This is a genomic window from Campylobacter sp. P0085 (genome assembly GCF_002139495.1).
GTDB lineage: Bacteria > Campylobacterota > Campylobacteria > Campylobacterales > Campylobacteraceae > Campylobacter > Campylobacter devanensis.
On the sequence record NZ_MJKB01000002.1, the window covers coordinates 87,141 to 106,702 of the forward strand.

Genomic DNA, 19,562 nt, shown 5'->3' on the forward strand with positions numbered 1-19,562 from the left:
AAGCTGAATTATTATAGATTGTCAAAAAACATAAAAAGCACCCAATTTATGATTGTGTGATTGGCGTAAGTGGTGGCAAGGATTCTACTTTTCAAGTTTTAACAATGTTAAATTTGGGTCTTAAACCACTTTGTGTATGCTTTGAGCCGACTATTCCAACAAAAGTAGGTCGCAAAAATTTAAAGAATTTAAATAGCATAGGTGTAGATATCATCCATATAAAAAGAGATCCAAATGTCTATAAAAAACTGGCCAAAGCAGCTTTTAAAAAAACTGGAGATAATGAGTGGCAAAACCATCTTGGGATATTCTCTTGTGTGCCACGCATTGCTGTGAGTTTTGGAATTCCATTAATAATCTGGGGCGAAAGTCCGCAATTAGAGTATGGTGGCCCAGCTTCATCAAAGGATAATAATATCTTAGATAAGGCTTGGCTAGATAGATTTGGCGGCTTTTAGGAAGTAGTATAGAAGATATGATAGGTGTAGATGGCCTTACGCAAAAAGATCTATATTTTTACACTTATCCAAGTGATGACGAGTTAAAAAGGGTAAATGTAACTGGTGTATTCTTAGGATATTATGTAAAATGGAATTATAAAGAGAATTTAAGAATTGCCAAAGAGCATGGCTTTAGCTGTTCTGATCGCCCAGTAGAGACTACATATGAAAATTTTGAGAATTTGGATTGCTATTCTAATCATCTACATGACTATTTAAAATATTGCAAATACGGCTTTGGTAGAGCTACTGATAATGCGTGCATTGATATTAGATTGGGTTATATAGATAGAGAAGAGGGCGTAAGATTAGTAAATAAATATGATGGCAAACCACCTAAAAAGGCTATTAAAAAATATCTTGAGTATAGCGGATTTAGCGATGATGAGTTTTGGGAAATTGTAGATTCATTTACCAATAAAGATATATTTAAATGTGATGAAAATGGTAAATTTTTGCGTGATATAGATGGCTCATTAATCCGCAAAGAGAATACAATACTCAAATAATTTTATAAATTTGGAGCAACTCTAGCTCCAAATTTAACCAAGCTTCATAATAACTTAAATTCAAAATAACCAAATCATATAAAATATCAAATTTTAAGCATATTTTAGCTACAATACCCCATTTTATTTAAGGGAGCAAAGATGAAAGCAAAAGATGTCAAAAAGGTAGTTTTGGCCTATAGTGGCGGACTTGATACTAGTATAATTTTAAAGTGGCTACAAGATGAGTATAAATGCGAAGTTGTTACATTTACAGCTGATATCGGTCAAGGCGAAGAGGTAGAGCCAGCTAGAGCCAAAGCGATTAGCCTTGGTATAAAACCTGAAAATATATTTATTGAAGATCTTAAAGAAGATTTTGTGCGTGACTTTGTATTTCCTATGTTTAGGGCAAATGCTATATATGAAGGTGAGTATCTTTTAGGCACATCGATTGCTAGACCATTAATAGCTAAAAGACTTGTAGAGATAGCAGCAAAGACTGGGGCTGATTGTATCAGTCATGGTGCTACGGGTAAGGGAAATGATCAAGTTAGATTTGAGATTGGAGCTTATGCTTTAAATCCAAATATCAAAGTTATTGCCCCTTGGAGAGAGTGGGATCTAGATAGTCGTGAAAAACTTCTAGCTTACGCTGCAAAACATGGTATAGATATTAGCAAGAAAAAGGGTAAATCTCCATACTCAATGGATGCGAATTTGCTTCATATATCTTATGAAGGGTTGATTTTAGAAGATCCAAATAACGCACCTGAAGATGATATGTGGCGTTGGACTACAAGCCCAAAAGATGCTCCAAATGAGAGCGAAATTATAGAAATTACATACAAAAATGGCGATCCAGTAGCGCTAAATGGCAAAGAGCTAAATCCTAGCCAAATGCTTCAAGAGCTAAATAGACTTGGTGCTAAGCATGGTATTGGCAGACTTGATATAGTCGAAAATCGCTATGTAGGTATGAAAAGCCGTGGTTGCTATGAAACCCCAGGTGGGACTATAATGCTAAAAGCTCATAGGGCAATTGAGAGTATAACCTTAGATAGAGAAGCAGCTCATTTAAAAGATGAATTAATGCCAAGATATGCTAAATTAATCTACAATGGATATTGGTTTTCTCCAGAAAGAAAGATGCTTCAAGCTGCTATCGATGAGAGTCAAAAGCATGTAAATGGCGTAGTAAGAGTAGAATTATATAAAGGCAATGTTATAATAATCGGTAGAGATAGCAAGAGTGATAATCTATTTAACGAGGCTTATTGTACCTTTGAAGAAGATAGCGTATATGACCAAAAAGATGCAAATGGATTTATCAAACTAAATGCTCTTCGTTTTATCATCGCTGGTAAAAATGGTAGAAAAATTGATTAATAGAATTTAACCAAGCTATGAAGTATAAGTTAGATTGTAAAGATAATTTCAAAAGCTCTATGCTATTTTGGCTTGGTAGATTTGTAAAGTATAAGTTAAATTCTTTATCAAATAAAGAATTAAAAGATCCTAAAGCCCTAGCTAGTATCAATTTAGCTCTATCAAAGAATATAGATAATATTGATGAGCTTGATATTTTAGCAAAGGCTGCTAGAAATGCAGGATTAACAGGGATAAATACATATTTTAACCCACTGAAAAAAATTTACGAAACGCTATGTTATTATGAATTAGAAAGCATTACACAGATTGATGAGGATTTAATCAGTGAGGTGTTAGCTAGTTGCACTGGCTCATTAAGCGATGCAAGCAAGAAAAACTATAGAATAGCAGCTATAAATTTCTTTGGCTATTTAAGCAAGCAAAATGAAGAAAATGGCAAATCTCATATATTTGATATTGAGCTTAAAAATTGGGGTGGAATTAGCGGAAGGCGTGGTGCTAAGCTACCTGAATTTATGGGTGAGGATGAAGTAAAGAGATTTATAGCGGCTATTGATACGGCTGAATTTAAGAGCAATACGCATAGAAATAGATTAATTATAAAGATTATTATTTTTACTGGAATGCGTGTGAGCGAAGCTATAAATTTAAAACGAAAAGATATTAGCCAAGAGGGTGATTTATATATCATTAGGATACGAGGCAAGGGCAATAAATATAGAGTTGTGATGGTCAAAAAACATCTGATAGATACGCTTTTAGACTCTATAGCTATCAACTATATAAATCAAGATGGATATATATTTGTCAATCGCAATGGTGGGAAATTAACTCAAGCTTATGTGAGTAGAATAGTGGAGCAAATTTTATTTCAAGCTGGCATTAGAAAGGGCAAAAATGGCGCTCACATGCTTAGGCACACATTTGCCACAATGCTATATAAAAAGCAAAAAGATCTAGTCTTAGTCCAAGAAGCACTAGGTCACGCTAGCCTAGATACATCTAGAATTTACACACATTTTGATAGTGATAAGCTCAAATTAGCCGCCAAAGTGGCTGAAGAGTTAAATGATTAGGAGAGCTAAATGTATGAGGTAGATTCTAGGCTATTTTATGCTTGTATTGTGCTGATTGCTATTGGAATGATATTTTCGCTCTCATTGCCAGCTTTTACTGTGCTTTATTACGATTATTCTAGTTATCACTTTTTCCTTAGGCAGTTTGTGGTTGGATTTGTGGGGATTTTTATTATGTGGAAGCTCTCACAAATAGACCCAGATAAGCGTTGTATTGGTTCGCTTACAACATTTGAAGTAATTGGTTTTACGCTATTTTTTGGTTCATTTTTAGCAATGATTGTGATGCAATTTTTACCCACATCGCTTGTACCAGTTACTGGTGGGGCAAAGCGTTGGATACGGCTTGGTCCAATTTCTCTCTCTCCGGTTGAATTTTTTAAAATCGGTTTTGTGTTTTTTTTAGCATGGAGTTTTACACGTAAACTAGATCACAATAAAAAGCGTTTAAAAGATGAGTTTGTCTTACTTTTTCCATATTTTATTATCTTTGCTATTGCTGTTTTTTTGATTGCGATTTTACAAAAAGATCTAGGTCAAGTGGTGGTTTTAGCACTAACTTTGATAGTTTTGGCGACATTTGCTGGGACTAGTAAGAGATTTTTTGGTTTGTTTGGTTTGGCTGGGGTGATTTTGGTGTTTTTTGCTATTATAACCCAAGAGCATAGGATTAGGAGATTTCAGTCTTGGTGGGTAACAAATCAAGATTTTGTATTGTCATTTTTACCTGCTAGTATGGCTGATATTTTAAGAGTTAGCGGAGCAGAAGAGCCATATCAAATAGGCCACTCTCTAAATGCAATTTATCATGGCGGGTTTTTTGGTGTGGGGCTTGGTAATGGGACTTTTAAGCTTGGATTTTTAAGTGAGGTTCACACAGATTTTGTATTGGCTGGTATCGCTGAAGAGCTTGGGTTTATTGGTATTTTTTGTATTACTTTGATGATGATTTATGTAATTTTTAGAATACTTAAGATCTCTTCAAGAAACAAAAATAGAGTATATCATCTATTTGGGCTAGGTGTTGGTACGATTATTACTATGGCATTTTTGATTAATTCATATGGTATTACATCAATTACGCCAATTAAAGGGATTGCTGTTCCGTTTTTAAGTTATGGTGGTAGCTCTATTTTAGCACTTTGTGTAGGAATTGGAATGGTACTTATGATTAGTAAAAAGGCAGATTTATCATGATTGCTATAACAGGTGGTGGCACTGGCGGGCATTTGGCTATTGCTAGAGCGCTTGGACGTGAGCTAAATTTGCGTGGCCTTAAAGCTATTTTTATTGGTTCAAGTAGTGGGCAAGATAGAATGTGGTTTGAAGATTCAGAGATATTTGAAGCTTGCTATTTTTTAGATAGTAGTGGTGTAGTAAATAAACGTGGATTTGGCAAGGTATTATCTTTAGTTAATATTTTAAATTTAGCATTTAAATGTAAGCATATTTTTGATACTCATGGCATTAAAATGATAATTAGTGTAGGCGGATATAGCGCAGCACCTGCGGCTATTGGAGCGATTATATATAATAAAAGGCTATATATTCACGAGCAAAATGCAATAATTGGTAGATTAAATTTATTGTTAAAACCGTTTGCTAAAGGATTTTTTAGCTCATATTTTAAGCCAAAATTTGATTATCCAGTGGATGATAGATTTTTTAAAATTGCTAGAATTAGGCAAGATTTTAAAGTAATTTTATTTTTAGGTGGTTCACAAGGAGCTAATTTTATTAATACTTTAGCATTAAATTTAGCTCCAAATTTAGCCCAAAATGGTATAAAAATTATTCATCAATGTGGCCAAAAAGAGTATGATGCAATGATACGTAAATATCAAGAACTAAATATAGAGGCTGAAGTTTTTGCTTTTAGTAAAGATATTGAACATTATATGAATGGAGCTGATTTTTGTATTAGTAGGGCTGGGGCTAGCACTATTTGGGAGCTTTGTGCGGCTGGTTTACCTACGATTTTTATTCCATTTCCTTATGCGGCTAATAATCATCAATTTTATAATGCAAAATTTTTGTGCGATCAAGGTGCTGGAATGATTGTAAGTCAAGATGAGTTAAATTTAGATAGTGTAAAAGAGATGATTTATAGTGCAAATTTAAAAGAAATTTCTCAAAAACTATTAAATTTAATAGATAAAAATGGCTCAAAAATTATCATTAATGAGATTTTGAAAAATTGTAAAAAATAGTGATTTTATGGCTATTTATTTAGAAGTTTTAAATTTATATCAAAAAATTGTGCAAAATGGCTTAATTTTTATGTAAAAATGGACTAAACCCTTGAATTTAGCGGTAAAATAGTGTAGAATTAGAATGTAAATTTCCACATAAGGATTAACAATGACAAAAGCAGAATTTGTAGGCCTAGTAGCTGCTAAAGCCAGCTTAACTAAAAAAGATGCAGAAGCTGCACTTGATGGTGTGCTTGAGACAATCAGCGAAGTGCTAACAAAAGGCGATAGCGTAACTTTTGTTGGTTTTGGTACTTTTAGTATATCAGAAAGAGCTGCTAGAACGGCTAAAGTTCCAAGTACTGGTAAAGAAGTTAAAGTTCCAGCTAAAAAAGTTGTTAAATTTAAAGTTGGTAAAAATTTAAAAGATGCAGTTGCTAGCTGCAAAACTTGTAAGAAAAAATAATCTTCTCCCTCTTCACTTGAAGAGGGCTTTATGTTATATTCCATCGTAAAATTTGTAAATTAAAATCAAAATTCAGCCAAATTTAGCTAAAATATGTCTATGAGAGTAGATAAATTTTTAAATACAGTTAATATTACTAAGCGTAGAGCCATTAGCGAAGATATGTGTAAAAGTGGCGTTGTGAGTATCAATGGTATTGTAGCAAAACCTAGCAAAGATGTTAAAATAGGCGATAAGATTACGATTAAATTTATTGCTAAAGAGGTGAGCTATGAGGTTTTAGCTATTCCAGCAACTAAATCAATTCCAAAAAGCGATCAAAATAGCTATGTTAAAGAGATTTAAGTTAGGCTTAAATGAGCTAGATACTCTTATAAATGAGTTACCAAATAGTGGAATTATTGCCCTTAGAGGTAATCTAGCCAGTGGCAAAACAACACTTAGTAAAGCTATTATAAATAAGAATAATCCAGCTATTGTAACCTCTCCAACTTTTAGTATAATGCAAGATTATGGTCAAATTTACCATTATGATATTTATCAGGGCGGATTTGAGGTTATTAAAAGAAATGGTCTGTATGAAAATTTATATGAAGATGGCTTACATATTGTTGAATGGGCCGATGATGAGCTGCTTAAATTTGCTAACAAAAATGGGTTAGATATCTGTATTGTAGATATTATAGTTAGTGGCAATGAGAGAGTTTATGAGGTAAGATATGCATAGATTAGAAGTCTTAAATTTAAAGAAAAATATTAAAAAAACAAATATTATAAACGGCGTTTCGTTAGAGATTAAAAGCGGTGAAGTCGTAGGACTTTTAGGGCCAAATGGTGCTGGTAAAACTACGACATTTTATATGATTTGCGGATTAATCTTGCCTAGTAGTGGACAGATTATGCTAGATGGTAAAGATATAACGTCTAATCCATTACATAAAAGAGCTATGCAAGGTATTGGCTATTTACCTCAAGAAAGTAGTATTTTTAAGGATTTAACAGTTGAAGAAAATCTAACTTTAGCAGCACAAATAGTATATAAAGATAGCAAAAGCATCGATGCAAAGGTTGAAGAGATGCTAAATTTGCTAAATATAGAGCCGATTCGTTCTAGAAAAGGACTTAGTCTAAGTGGCGGTGAGAGGCGAAGATGTGAAATTGCTAGAAGTTTGATGATTATGCCTAAATTTTTACTACTTGATGAACCTTTTGCTGGGGTTGACCCAATTGCAGTAGCTGATATTCAAAGTATTATAAATGATTTAAAAAAGCTAAATATTGGAATCTTAATCACTGATCATAATGTGCGTGAAACTTTAGCAATCTGCGATAGAGCTTATGTAATAAAAAGTGGAACGCTGCTAGCTAGTGGAAGCGCAAACGAGGTGGCAAATAATCAGCTTGTTAGAACCCATTATCTGGGTGAAGAGTTTAGATTATTAGACTAATGAAACTATCTCAAAAACTCACTACTAAAGCTAAATTAAATCAGACTCTACGAAGTTGGTTGCCAATTTTACAGGTTGCTAGTGATGAGTTAAAGGAGACTTTAGAACCATTTATCGATAAAAATCCATTTGTACAGCTTGAGCCAAATCCAAAAAGTAGATCGTTAAATTTCTATAACGACCTATACAAAACCAGCATAAGCGATACTATAGAATCAAGTATAGTTTATAAAGAGAGTCTTTATGAGAAATTATATAGGCAAATTGATGATAGATTATTTCCATCTAAAAAATCCAAAGAGATTGCAAATTTGATTATAGAGTGTATTAATAGTGAGGGTTATTTTGAGTGGGATGATGGAATTTTTATAGGATTTAGTAAAGATGAAGTTGAGCGAGTTCGTGCTAGATTTGCCTATTTAGAGCCTGTTGGGGTAGGGGCCGTAGATTATAAAGAGAGTTTTATATTTCAACTTGATGAGCTTTGCGATAATGATGAGATTTATGAGCTTTGTGTTGAAATTATTCAAAATTTTGAAAATATAAGTAAATTTACAAAGCGTAAAAATTATGAAGCTGCTATGAGCTTACTAAAGAAATTTAAAAATCCTCCAGCAATTGAGTATATGGATGATGAGATGTTGGTAATACCTGATATATTTGTCTATGATAGTGATGGCGGGATTGAAGTAGCTATAAATGATGAATTTTATCCAAATATTCATATAGATATTGAAGGTATAGATGAAAAAAGTGAATTCGTCTCAAGTAAAATAAAAGAGGCAAAAGATCTAATTGATGCTTTAGAGATGCGTAAATCCACACTTCACAAGATTGGCTTAATGATAATAGAGTATCAATATGACTACTTTTTTGGTGGGGATATAAAGCCGATGAAATTAAAAGATATTGCTGAGGATTTAGGTAGAAATCCATCTACAATTAGCCGTGCTATCCAAAATAAATATCTAAGCTCAAAGCGTGGAATCGTCCCGCTTAAAAACTTCTTTGCAGCTGCAGCTTCTCAAGAGGTTTCAAATGCTGCTATTAAGGAATTTTTATTAAATTTAATTAAAAATGAAAATAGGGCTAAGCCACTTAGTGATGAGGCGATTTTGGCTAAGATTGAAGATGAATTTAATATCAAGCTAGTTAGAAGAACAATAACCAAATATCGCAAAATGCTAAATATCGCTAGCTCAAGCGAACGCAAAAAATTATACGCAATTCAAGGATAATTAAAGAGTAATTAAAGGTGAGTTGGATAAAATCAAAAAAAGGATAAAATATGCAAATTGATATAAATTTAGACAAAAATAGCTACAAAGTATATATAGATGAGCTTTCTAAGCTTAAATTTAAAGGCAAAGTCGCAATCATCACAAATTCCAAAGTTGGAGGATTATACCTAAATGATATCTTATCAATAGTTGAAGCTGATGAAAAGTATGTAATCACCATAGCAGATGGAGAAGAGTATAAAAATTTAGCTACAATCGAAGATATTTTAGAACAGCTTTTTGTAAGTAGATTGGATCGCTCTAGCACTATAATTGCTCTTGGTGGTGGGGTGATTAGCGATATGAGTGGATTTACGGCTAGTATTTATGAGCGTGGGATTGACTTTATTACTATCCCTACTACTCTTTTGGCTCAAGTTGATGCTAGTGTGGGAGGCAAAACTGGGGTAAATAATAAATTTGGTAAAAATCTAATCGGTAGTTTTTATCAACCTAAGGCGGTCTATTGTGAGAGTAGATTTTTAAAGAGTTTGCCTAAGCGTGAGTTTGCCGCTGGGATCGCTGAGGCGATTAAGATGGCTATTATGTTTGATAGAGAGTTTTTTGAATTTTTTGAAAGTTGTGATATAAATAATCAAGATGATTTAACCAAAATTATCAAACGATGCGTTGAGTTAAAAGCTATGGTAGTTAGCCAAGATGAGCGTGAAAAGGGGCTTAGAGCGGTGTTAAACTACGGACATACCTTTGCTCATGTGATAGAAAATGAGCTAAATTACAAGGGGCTTTTACACGGCGAAGCGGTGGCTATAGGGATGAATATGGCAAATAGATTAGCTCTAAATTTAGGGCTTTTGAGTGTTAAGGAATTTGATAGGATAGAGAATTTATTAATCAAATTTGATCTACCAACAAAGTATAAAATCAAAGATGAAAACGCATTTTATAATGCATTTAGTCTAGATAAAAAGAGTGAGAATAGCGTGATTAAATTCATCCTGCCTAATGGAATTGGCAAAAATCTTATAAAAAGTGATATTTCTAAAGAGCGAGTATTAGAAGTTTTAGGGCTATTTAAATGAGTAAAATTATAAAAATTTTGCTATTTTTGGCTCTTGCTTTAATGGCTGAGGAGAGTCAAATTTCGATACTAAATGAGAATATAAATAGATTAGACGCAACTCTAAAAGGAAATATCTGGCTGATAAAATATGCCAATTACAACACATACCAAAATCTTCTTTTGGAGTTAGAACAGGCTCAAAATCAATTAAAAAATGGTAAATTTGAACAAAATAAAGATGAATTAAATAGCAGAGTTTCAAGCTTAAAAGAGCAGATTGAGTTATTAAAAGAGTATGAAAAATCTCCATTTCAAAGTATGCTAGCTGTGCCAGATGTAGAAGAGGAGTATAAGATTACAAATCCAATTGCAATAATTGGAGGATTTTCGTATCTTAAGAGATTAAAAGGACAAAAAAGTGAGTATTATAGTCGCTTAGCTCAGCTTGAAGTAGCTGTAGATATTCTTAGCAAGAAGCAAAATTTGCTTCAAGAGCTTTATGATTTAAATAAAACAGCAGCAAATTACGCAAATTTAGTTGAGATTAATAGAACTTTAAGTGAATTTAATATCGCCAAAGAGATTGCCACAACTACATTTGGAGTATATCAAACTAGATTAGATGAGACAATTAGCCGTGCTACTGATAGCCTAACTTCACAGATCAAAGAGACATTAACTATATTTTTTACTATTATTATTGTGATTTTGATTGGATTTTTACTTAAATTTACAGCCAAAAAATATGTAATTGATAATCAAAAATTCTACACTATAAATAAATTTATAAATGTTATAAACTTTACTATCATAATATTTATTTTACTCTTTGCATATATAGAAAATGTTAGCTATATGGTTACGATTCTTGGTTTTGCCTCTGCTGGTTTAGCAATTGCTATGAAAGATATGTTTATGAGTTTACTTGGGTGGAGTGTGATTATATTTGGTGGGACATTTCATGTGGGTGATAGAATTCGTGTAAGATATCAAAATGGAGATTATGTAGGTGATATTATAGATATTAGCTTACTTAGAATGACAATTTATGAAGACATTACACTAACGACATATAAAGTAAATCGCAGAAGCGGCAGGATTATATTTATACCAAATAACTATATATTTACAGAGTTAATAGCTAATTATACTCATAGCGGTATGAAAACCGTATGGGATGGGATTGATATAATGCTAAGTTATGATAGCAACCACAAAAAAGCGATGCATATAATCAAAAATATAGCAAGAAAGTATTCAAAAGGTTATACTGATATAGCTAAGCAGCAGATGAATAAATTACGAGATCAGTATAATATAAAAAATACAAATGTTGAACCTAGGATATTTAGTTTTTTTGAGCCTTATGGGATTAATATTAGTGTTTGGTATATGAATAATTCTTATGGTACATTAGCTCTTCGTAGTACTATTAGTGCTGAGATTATAGAGGCATTAAATGCTGAAAATGATATCAAAATCGCTTATCCGACTCAGACACTATTTATGGGAAGACATACTGGCAAAATCGAGCAACAATTAGAATTAGATAAGGAAAATTTAGATTGAGAGTATATTTTAAAACATTTGGATGTAGGACAAATATCTATGATACTGAGCTTTTAAAAAGTTATGTTAAAAACTATGAGATAACTAATGATGAGAGTATAGCTGATATTATTGTGGTAAATTCTTGCACAGTAACAAATGGTGCAGATAGCGGAGTAAGAAACTATATAAATAGTATGCGCAATAGCGGCAAAAAAGTAATCTTAACTGGTTGTGGAGCAGTTAGCAAAGGTGATGAATTATTTAAAAGTTCGGCTATTTTTGGAGTTCTTGGTGCTAGCAATAAGAGTAAAATCGATGAAATGTTAGGTAAGAGCGAGCCGTTTTATGAGCTAGGAGATCTAAATTTCATCGATAAAAATATAGTAAGTAACTATGAAAATCACACCAAAGCTTTTATTAAAATTCAAGAAGGATGCGATTTTGCCTGTAGCTACTGTATTATTCCAAGTGTTAGGGGATTTAGTAGAAGTATAGATGAGGATATAATATTAAAAGAGGCTAAAATTTTAGCAAGTAATGGCTATAGCGAGATAGTATTAACTGGTACTAATATCGGTAGTTACGGCAAAGGTATTGGAACTAGTCTTGGCAGATTAGTAGCGCATTTGGGTAAAATTAATGGAATTAAGCGAATTCGTCTTGGAAGTATTGAACCAAGTCAGATTGATGAGAGTTTTAGAGAAATTTTACACGAACCATGGTTAGAGAGGCATCTGCATATAGCACTTCAGCATACCAGTCAACAGATGCTTACTATAATGAATAGAAGAAATAGAGCCTTAAGAGATTTAGATCTATTTTGTGAGCTAAGCTCAATGGGGTTTGCGTTAGGAACTGATTTTATCGTAGGGCATCCAGGTGAAACGCCGCAAATATGGAATGAAGCTATAGAGAATTTTAATAAATTTCCATTAACGCATATTCATGCCTTTATCTTTAGCCCACGAAATGGCACCAAATCAGCCACAATGCCTATGGATGTTGATTCTCAAATTGCTAAAGAGCGGCTAAAAACGCTTCAAAATATCGTAGCACAAAATAATCTAAAATTTAGACAAAACAATGCCGATAGACCGCTAGATGTGTTAGTAGAGAAGCAATCAAATGGAGATATCTATGAGGGTTGGGATCAATATTATAATAAAATCAAAATTAAAAGTTCTAAAAATATAGCAAAAGAGTGGATACATATAACAAATTATGAAATTATGCAGGAATCTAATTATGCTCAAATTTAGCCAAATAAAGCTACCTAAATTTAATAAAAAATCAGCCATAATCGCAGCTAGTATTGTTTTAGTATTGCTATTTGTAATTGCTATTTTTCGCTCGATGCCTAGTAAAATTACCCTATTAGAGTATGATAATTTTTTGCAAGCCGGAGCTATTCAAAATGCTATAATAGATGGCGATAGTGTGATAATTAAAGCATTAAATAGAAGTTATATAATTCCAAAAGAGATGATAAGCTTAAGCGAGTTAGGTCAAAGGGTCGCAGTAGAGAGTAGTGGTGATGGTGGCTTGATTTGGGTAGTTTTGATTTTAATGCTTTTAGCTGTAGTGGTATTTGTGGTTATTAAATTTACACCGCTTATTAAGGTGGCAAAAAAACCACAAGAAAAAAGTGAGTCAGCCAATCTACTTGAGGGTGTATCTAATCAGATAACTCCAGTAGTCTCAGATATCTCATTTAACGATGTTGCAGGGATCAAAGATGTAAAAAGTGAGCTAATTGAGATAGTAGATTTTTTAAAAAATCCAACTAAATATTCAAATTTAGGCATTAAAATGCCAAAAGGTGTGCTAATGGTAGGCCCTCCAGGTGTTGGCAAAACACTAATAGCCAAAGCAGTAGCCGGAGAGGCAAATGTACCATTTTTTTACCAAAGTGGTGCTAATTTTGTTCAAATTTATGCTGGTATGGGGGCAAAGCGTGTCAGAGAGCTTTTTAGTATGGCTAAAACATATGCACCAAGTATAATCTTTATTGATGAGATTGATGCTGTAGGCAAAGCTCGTGGTGGTAATAGAAGCGATGAGAGAGAGGCTACACTAAATCAGCTCTTAACTGAAATGGATGGGTTTTTAAGCAGTAGCGGTGTAGTTGTAATAGCAGCAACTAATAAGATTGAGATGATGGACGAAGCTTTATTGCGTAGTGGAAGATTTGATAGGCGTATATTTGTAGGAATGCCTGATATTAGCGATAGAAATGATATACTTAGTATATATTTGCAAGGCAAAAGACACTCAGTAGATATTGGTTTTGTAGCTAGAAGTACAACTGGATTTAGCGGAGCAGCACTTGCAACACTAGTAAATGAAGCAGCCATAAATGCATTAAGAAATGGTAGAGAGATTATAAATAATGATGACTTCAAGGCAGTGGAAAATAGGGTAATTGATGGTAAAAAACACCTTCATAGTCTAAGTCAAAACGAAAAGCAAATCCAAGCTATTTATCAATCAGCTAAGGCGCTAATGGCTGAGTTTTGCGGTATTAATTTTAATCAAATTTCACTTTTAAATGATAAATTTGGTGCTAGCGATACATTTTTAAGCTCAAAAAGTGATCTTTTGGGGCTTATTAAAGTTCATTTAGCTGGTATTTGTGCGATGAATTTAATCACTGGTGAACTATATACTAATTCTAAAAATGATATAAAAATAGCTAAAAATATCGCTAGGGAACTAGTAATGGAGTATGGAATGGGGGATAGGATTATGCCTAGTGATGATGAGACTAGAGAGCTTTTAGAACGAATTCGCAGCGAAGTAAATGGACTAATAGATAAGATGAGATCTGAGATAGATGCCTTGGCTAAATTTTTACTAGAGAATGAATTAGCAAGTAGAGCTGATGTAATAATGATAATACAAAGGATAAATAATGGCTAAAATAGGAGTATTAACACTAAGCGATAGAGCAAGTGCTGGAGTCTATGCAGATGAGAGCGGTGTGGCGATTCAAAATATACTAAAAGAGTGGGTAATAAGCGATTTAGAGTTTATTTATAGGGTTATACCTGATGATTATGATATGATAGTATCTAGCTTAGAAGATATGTGCAAAGAGGGTTGCGATATAGTATTTACTACTGGCGGGACAGGGCCAGCACCTAGAGATGTAACACCTGAAGCAACTGAGGCTGTATGTGAGAAAATGCTACCAGGATTTGGTGAATTAATGCGAAGTAGTAGTTTAAAGTATGTTCCTACAGCTATTTTATCTCGCCAAACAGCCGGCATTAAAGACCAGAGCTTAATAATTAATCTACCAGGTCAGCCAAAAGCGATAAAGGAGTGTTTAGAGCCTATTTTCCCAGCAATTCCATATTGTCTAGACCTAATTGGTGCGGCTTATATTGAGTGCGATGAGAATATTATGAAAGTATTTAGACCAAAGAAGAAGTAGGTTATATTAAATAGTTTAAGGTAATTTATTATACAATCGTGTATAGAATTTTATAATAAATTACAATGTTAGGGTCATAATGAAGAATATAGTAATAGATTTAGATGGAACGCTTACTATAGATGATGAATCTGATTATAAATGTAAGCCAGCAAATGTAGAGATTATTAATCAATTAAAAAAATATAGAGCAATGGGATTTAAAATCACTATATTTACAAGTCGTAATATGAAAACATATAGTGGTAATATAGGTCAGATCAATGTGAAAACCTTACCAACTATTATAAAATGGCTTGATCAACACGATGTGCCGTATGATGAAGTTGTAGTTGGTAAGCCTTGGTGCGGAAATGATGGATTTTATATTGATGATAGAGCTATAAGACCAAATGAATTTGCTAATTTAAGCTATAATGAGATAAGAGATTTATTAGGAATTTCCTCAAGTAAAGAAGTAAATGGGGGGGGGGTATAATCAATGATATTGATTACATCTGCCAAATATCTTCCCATAGAATTTCAAATAGAATTAGGAAAACTTCCTCCAGCATTTGTACCAATTGGCAATAAAAGATTATACGAATATCAAGTTAAATTATTTAATTCTTTAAATGAAAAAATAGTTTTGTCTTTACCGCAAAGTTTTGCGTTAGAACAAGCTGACAAAGATAGACTAAAACAATTATCTGTAGATATAATTTTTGTGCCAGACAATATAAGTCTTGGTGAGTCTATAATATATTGTTTAAATATGTTAATGCCACTCAATGAAAGTATTCGTATTTTACATGGGGATACATATTTTAATAATTTAGAATTTTATGAAAATTGTTTAGTTGTAAGTCAAATAGAGAATAATTATGATTGGGAATTTTTAAATAAAGGTTATCATTTTAATAATAATTTTATCTATAATGATAACACAGTCTTATCTGGATATTTTGAAATTGCTAAACCATATGATTTTATTAAATCAATTTTAAAATCAAATTTTTCATATACTCAAGGACTAAAACTTTACTCAAAACAATATCCTTTTACAATAGTAGAAAATCATAATTGGATAGATTTGGGGTCAGTGACTAGTTATTTTCATTTCAAAAAAAATATCACAACTCAAAGGGCTTTTAATGATCTAAAAAAAGAAAATGGATATTTTATTAAAAGTTCAGATATGCAATTAAAAATACAAGGAGAAATTAATTGGTTTACAAATTTCCCATCGCTATTGGACTTAAAGTTGCCTAGATTTATTGCTTTAGATATAAATTCATATAAAACCGAATATCTTTATTTAAATACGCTTTCAGAACTTTTTGTATTTGGCAAATTATCAAGTTTTGTTTGGAAAAAGATATTTAATACTCTTAATAATTTTCTAGTTCAATTGCATTTTTATCGATCAGATAAAGAAAGTAAATTTGATTTTTTAACAAAAACTATATATAGGCTTCAAGATTTTATCTGTGACAAAGATTTTGATATGAAAACAATATGGAAATTTAAAGATATTGAGATATCACTAGACCAAATGTTAAAAGATCTAAATTTAGCAATTAAGCCAAATTTGGCTAATTCCTTTATTCACGGTGATTTTTGTTTTAGCAATATTATGTATGATTTTAAATCTGAAGATATTAAAACATTTGATCCTAGAGGAATAGATTTTGATGGCAATATAACTCCTTTTGGTGATGCTAGATATGATTATGCCAAGCTTTTTCATTCTTGTGTAGGTTTATATGATTTTATTATTGCTGAATATTATGAGTTAGATATAATAGATAATAGAATTAATTTTTACATCAAAGCTCCAAGTTCAATTAGTTCAATACAAGATGAATTTTTAAATATATTTTGTAAAAGTAATAAAAAAGAACTTTATGCGATTACAATTCATCTATTTTTATCCATGCTTCCATTACATTCTGATAATAAGAATAGACAAATGGCTTTATTTGCAAATGCATTTAGATTGTATAGAGATTTTTTAAATTTAAGGAGCTAAAGTTTTGATTATAATATTTCCTATGGCTGGATTAAGTAGTCGTTTTACAAAAGCTGGTTATGAGCTACCTAAATATATGCTTGATATTAATGGAAAATCTGTATTTTACCATGCTGTTAATAGTTTTAATAAATATTTTGATAATTGTCAATTTTTATTTATATATAGAAATATTAAAAATACAAAAACTTTTATCAAAAAAGAGTGTGAAAATATGGGTTTGAGATTCTACGATATGGTTGAATTAGAATTTCAAACCCAAGGTCAAGCTCATACTGTGGAGTTAGGTCTCCAAAAATCAAATTTAAACTTAAACGATAGCATTTTGATATTTAATATAGATACTTTTCGCCCAAATTTTACTTTGCCAAATACTTTTGATATTTCAAAAATTGATGGATATTTAGAAGTTTTTGAAGGTGAAGGAGATCAATGGAGTTTTGTAATGCCAAAAGGTATAGATGATGTGGCTAAAACAACCGAAAAAGATAGAATATCCTCTCTTTGCAGTAGTGGTTTATATTATTTTGGTTCAGCAAATGATTTTATGAATATATTTAAAAAATCATTTGAAACCGATAAAAGAGATAAAGGGGAATTTTATATTGCACCTTTATATAATGAACTTATTGCTCAAGGTAAAATTGTTAAATATTTTAAAATAAAAATAGATGATATTGTATTTTGTGGTACTCCACAAGAGTATGAGAGATTAGTTTAACAACAGAAAGATTACAATGAAAGAAATTTATAGTTTAATTGATAATTTTGATATATGGTCAGCATTAGAGTTGTGCCAAGAAAAACATCCAGTTTATTATCAAAATATGTTGTTTGAATGTGGATTGTTAAATGAGCTGGTTTCATATTTGCATAATTCAAATTTAAAGCATCAATTCGAGAAAGAAAATATGGAGGTGGTAGATTATAATATACTCAAAAATCTAATAAAAAGCAAGATAAGTTCAATAACTAATAACAATATATTTTCTAAAATTCCTAAAGAAATTATAGAATTCTATATCATTAATTATAAAATCAACAATAAAATACTATCTATAGATGAAGCTATTAAATTTTTAGATAATATCCGTATTAATTTTGATAAATATAGTAGAAATTCTATTATATTTATTTTTGTTGAGATGTTTGAATATTTTGAAAGTCTTAATGAATGGAATTATTTTGCAAGAGCAAGGGGTAATATAAACCATATTTTAAAAGTGAGATTCGTTAATAATATTGGCTCACAAATTTATTATAAAAGATTCAGTCAAATATATAATAGTTATTGTTCAAAAGATATCAAAGTTGCCATCATGATAGTTGGAGCTTTTAGGGGGCATTATAAACATTGTTTAAGAGCGGCCATGAACTTGGCTGAATATATTAATGCAGATATATTTATTTCTTCATGGGATAAGGTATTTTGCTATCCAGGGCTTGGTGGAGCTGCAGGTAATTATGTAGATAGAAATTTCGCAAGCATAAAAAACAATTGTCCTGATTTTATAAATAATAAAGCCAAACTTCATCAACATTTCCCAAATGTTTTTGCAGTATTAAATCAAGAGTATAATGAATCTTTAAATAAAAATCAATTTTTAAAATATAATAGCATTATTAAGGATGCTATATTGGAAAATGACGAAGATTTTCAAAGAGATATTGTAGATAGATATATAAACAAGATTAAAAACATCACAAAAGATCAATTAGATAATCATTTTGATGTTTATTTTACAAATGTATGCAAACAATTTTACTTGCTTGATAAGTGTTGTCAAATAATTAGAAATTATGAAAAGAAACATCATTTTAAATACGATTATATTATTAGAATTAGACCAGATTCTATTCCAAAGCTATTACACGCAAGTGAGCTATTAAAAGTTAAATCAAATGAAATAGCTCTTAATTGGATGGGGCAAACTGAAGTCGATGATCGGCTTATGTATGGTCGTAGAGATGAAATGTTAAAGTTTTTTAGCATCTATGATTTTAATAAAAGACAAAATTTTAGTTATTTTCTAAATATAGCTAATATGGGATGGGTTCATGGAATGCTTTCAAATTGGGTAATGCTAAATAATTTAAGTCCTGTTTCAATGAGATTGCAAGCGCCAGTAGAAAGTAAATATCATATATCTTATTTGCCAAATTTTGATCAAGAATTACAAAGTGATATTAAAAAATCTAAGTTAAATGAAGAACAGATTAGAATTTGTATTGCGTTTTTTGATCAAATGAAAAATCTAATCGATCAAAATAATATATATATGGAGCAACAAAATGATATAGGCAATAATAATGCCCAATTTCGCATTAAAAACCAACTCTCTTATAAACTAGGCCAAGCTATGATAGCAAACTCTAAAAGCATATGGGGATATATAAAAATGCCTTTTATCCTTGCAAATATTAGAAAAGAACATAAAAAAGAACAAATAGCCTATAATGAAAAAATTAAAGCTAATCCAAGCTTAAAACTCCCACCACTTGAGTCATATCCAGATTACAAAGAAGCCTTAAAAGAAAAAGAGTGCCTAACTTATAAACTCGGAGAAGCACTGATACAAGCTGATAAGAACTGGTATAAAGGTGGATATATCAAGCTATTTTTTGATATTAAAAAGATTAAAATGGAAAAAATGATAAAATAGGCGAAATTTGGTTATTATTGCTTTATTGCATGTGA

The 19,562-nt window shown here is 31.5% G+C and carries 18 protein-coding genes and 1 pseudogene; all 19 read left to right on the plus strand.

Annotated elements, in window-relative coordinates; all coding sequences use genetic code 11:
- Positions 1–17: 17 nt before the first annotated feature.
- Positions 18–1,009, plus strand: a pseudogene (gene pseA, locus CIGNP85_RS02285) (pseudaminic acid biosynthesis protein PseA); the annotation flags it as partial.
- Positions 1,010–1,150: 141 nt separating this feature from the next.
- Positions 1,151–2,377, plus strand: a complete 1,227-nt coding sequence (locus tag CIGNP85_RS02290) for an argininosuccinate synthase (protein ID WP_086282176.1) — start codon at positions 1,151–1,153, stop codon at positions 2,375–2,377.
- Between the two features lie 17 nt (positions 2,378–2,394).
- A complete protein-coding gene (locus tag CIGNP85_RS02295; RefSeq protein ID WP_086232117.1) occupies positions 2,395–3,456 on the plus strand; it encodes a tyrosine-type recombinase/integrase in 1,062 nt (353 codons plus the stop codon).
- A 9-nt stretch (positions 3,457–3,465) separates the two neighbouring features.
- Complete coding sequence (locus CIGNP85_RS02300; RefSeq protein ID WP_086226988.1) at positions 3,466–4,653, plus strand: FtsW/RodA/SpoVE family cell cycle protein; 1,188 nt, start codon at positions 3,466–3,468, stop codon at positions 4,651–4,653.
- Entirely contained in the window at positions 4,650–5,666 is a 1,017-nt protein-coding gene (locus CIGNP85_RS02305; RefSeq protein WP_086286767.1) for a UDP-N-acetylglucosamine--N-acetylmuramyl-(pentapeptide) pyrophosphoryl-undecaprenol N-acetylglucosamine transferase, read from the plus strand. Before CIGNP85_RS02300 ends, CIGNP85_RS02305 begins: the two co-directional genes overlap by 4 nt.
- Positions 5,667–5,817: 151 nt before the next feature.
- Positions 5,818–6,114 (plus strand): HU family DNA-binding protein, encoded by a 297-nt coding sequence (locus CIGNP85_RS02310; protein ID WP_086224560.1) that lies wholly within the window; start codon positions 5,818–5,820, stop codon positions 6,112–6,114.
- A gap of 99 nt (positions 6,115–6,213) precedes the next feature.
- Complete coding sequence (locus CIGNP85_RS02315; RefSeq protein WP_086227203.1) at positions 6,214–6,459, plus strand: RNA-binding S4 domain-containing protein; 246 nt, start codon at positions 6,214–6,216, stop codon at positions 6,457–6,459.
- Positions 6,443–6,841, plus strand: coding sequence for a tRNA (adenosine(37)-N6)-threonylcarbamoyltransferase complex ATPase subunit type 1 TsaE (gene tsaE, locus CIGNP85_RS02320; RefSeq protein ID WP_086224559.1), 399 nt, complete (start codon positions 6,443–6,445; stop codon positions 6,839–6,841). Before CIGNP85_RS02315 ends, tsaE begins: the two co-directional genes overlap by 17 nt.
- Positions 6,834–7,562 (plus strand): LPS export ABC transporter ATP-binding protein, encoded by a 729-nt coding sequence (gene lptB / locus CIGNP85_RS02325; RefSeq protein ID WP_086224558.1) that lies wholly within the window; start codon positions 6,834–6,836, stop codon positions 7,560–7,562. Before tsaE ends, lptB begins: the two co-directional genes overlap by 8 nt.
- Entirely contained in the window at positions 7,562–8,800 is a 1,239-nt protein-coding gene (locus tag CIGNP85_RS02330; RefSeq protein ID WP_086286768.1) for an RNA polymerase factor sigma-54, read from the plus strand. The genes lptB and CIGNP85_RS02330 overlap by 1 nt, the downstream gene beginning before the upstream one ends.
- Positions 8,801–8,850: 50 nt before the next feature.
- The gene (gene aroB, locus CIGNP85_RS02335) at positions 8,851–9,885 is read left to right on the plus strand and encodes a 3-dehydroquinate synthase (protein ID WP_086226994.1); all 1,035 of its coding nucleotides are present in this window, start codon (positions 8,851–8,853) and stop codon (positions 9,883–9,885) included.
- Positions 9,882–11,435 (plus strand): mechanosensitive ion channel family protein, encoded by a 1,554-nt coding sequence (locus CIGNP85_RS02340; RefSeq protein ID WP_086224555.1) that lies wholly within the window; start codon positions 9,882–9,884, stop codon positions 11,433–11,435. The genes aroB and CIGNP85_RS02340 overlap by 4 nt, the downstream gene beginning before the upstream one ends.
- Positions 11,432–12,676 carry a tRNA (N(6)-L-threonylcarbamoyladenosine(37)-C(2))-methylthiotransferase MtaB gene (mtaB, locus tag CIGNP85_RS02345; protein ID WP_086286769.1) on the plus strand — a complete coding sequence of 415 codons (1,245 nt, stop codon included), beginning with the start codon at positions 11,432–11,434 and terminating at the stop codon, positions 12,674–12,676. Before CIGNP85_RS02340 ends, mtaB begins: the two co-directional genes overlap by 4 nt.
- On the plus strand, positions 12,663–14,336 hold the full coding sequence (locus CIGNP85_RS02350; RefSeq protein ID WP_086269823.1) for an AAA family ATPase: 1,674 nt from the start codon (positions 12,663–12,665) through the stop codon (positions 14,334–14,336). Before mtaB ends, CIGNP85_RS02350 begins: the two co-directional genes overlap by 14 nt.
- A complete protein-coding gene (gene mog / locus CIGNP85_RS02355; RefSeq protein WP_086286770.1) occupies positions 14,326–14,853 on the plus strand; it encodes a molybdopterin adenylyltransferase in 528 nt (175 codons plus the stop codon). Before CIGNP85_RS02350 ends, mog begins: the two co-directional genes overlap by 11 nt.
- 79 nt (positions 14,854–14,932) lie before the next feature.
- The gene (locus CIGNP85_RS02360; RefSeq protein WP_086286771.1) at positions 14,933–15,331 is read left to right on the plus strand and encodes an HAD-IIIC family phosphatase; all 399 of its coding nucleotides are present in this window, start codon (positions 14,933–14,935) and stop codon (positions 15,329–15,331) included.
- 3 nt (positions 15,332–15,334) lie between these two features.
- Positions 15,335–16,864, plus strand: a complete 1,530-nt coding sequence (locus CIGNP85_RS02365; protein ID WP_086286772.1) for a hypothetical protein — start codon at positions 15,335–15,337, stop codon at positions 16,862–16,864.
- 4 nt (positions 16,865–16,868) lie between these two features.
- Positions 16,869–17,585, plus strand: coding sequence for a glycosyltransferase family 2 protein (locus CIGNP85_RS02370; protein ID WP_086286773.1), 717 nt, complete (start codon positions 16,869–16,871; stop codon positions 17,583–17,585).
- A gap of 16 nt (positions 17,586–17,601) precedes the next feature.
- Positions 17,602–19,527, plus strand: coding sequence for a hypothetical protein (locus CIGNP85_RS08500; protein ID WP_086286775.1), 1,926 nt, complete (start codon positions 17,602–17,604; stop codon positions 19,525–19,527).
- Positions 19,528–19,562: the final 35 nt, after the last annotated feature.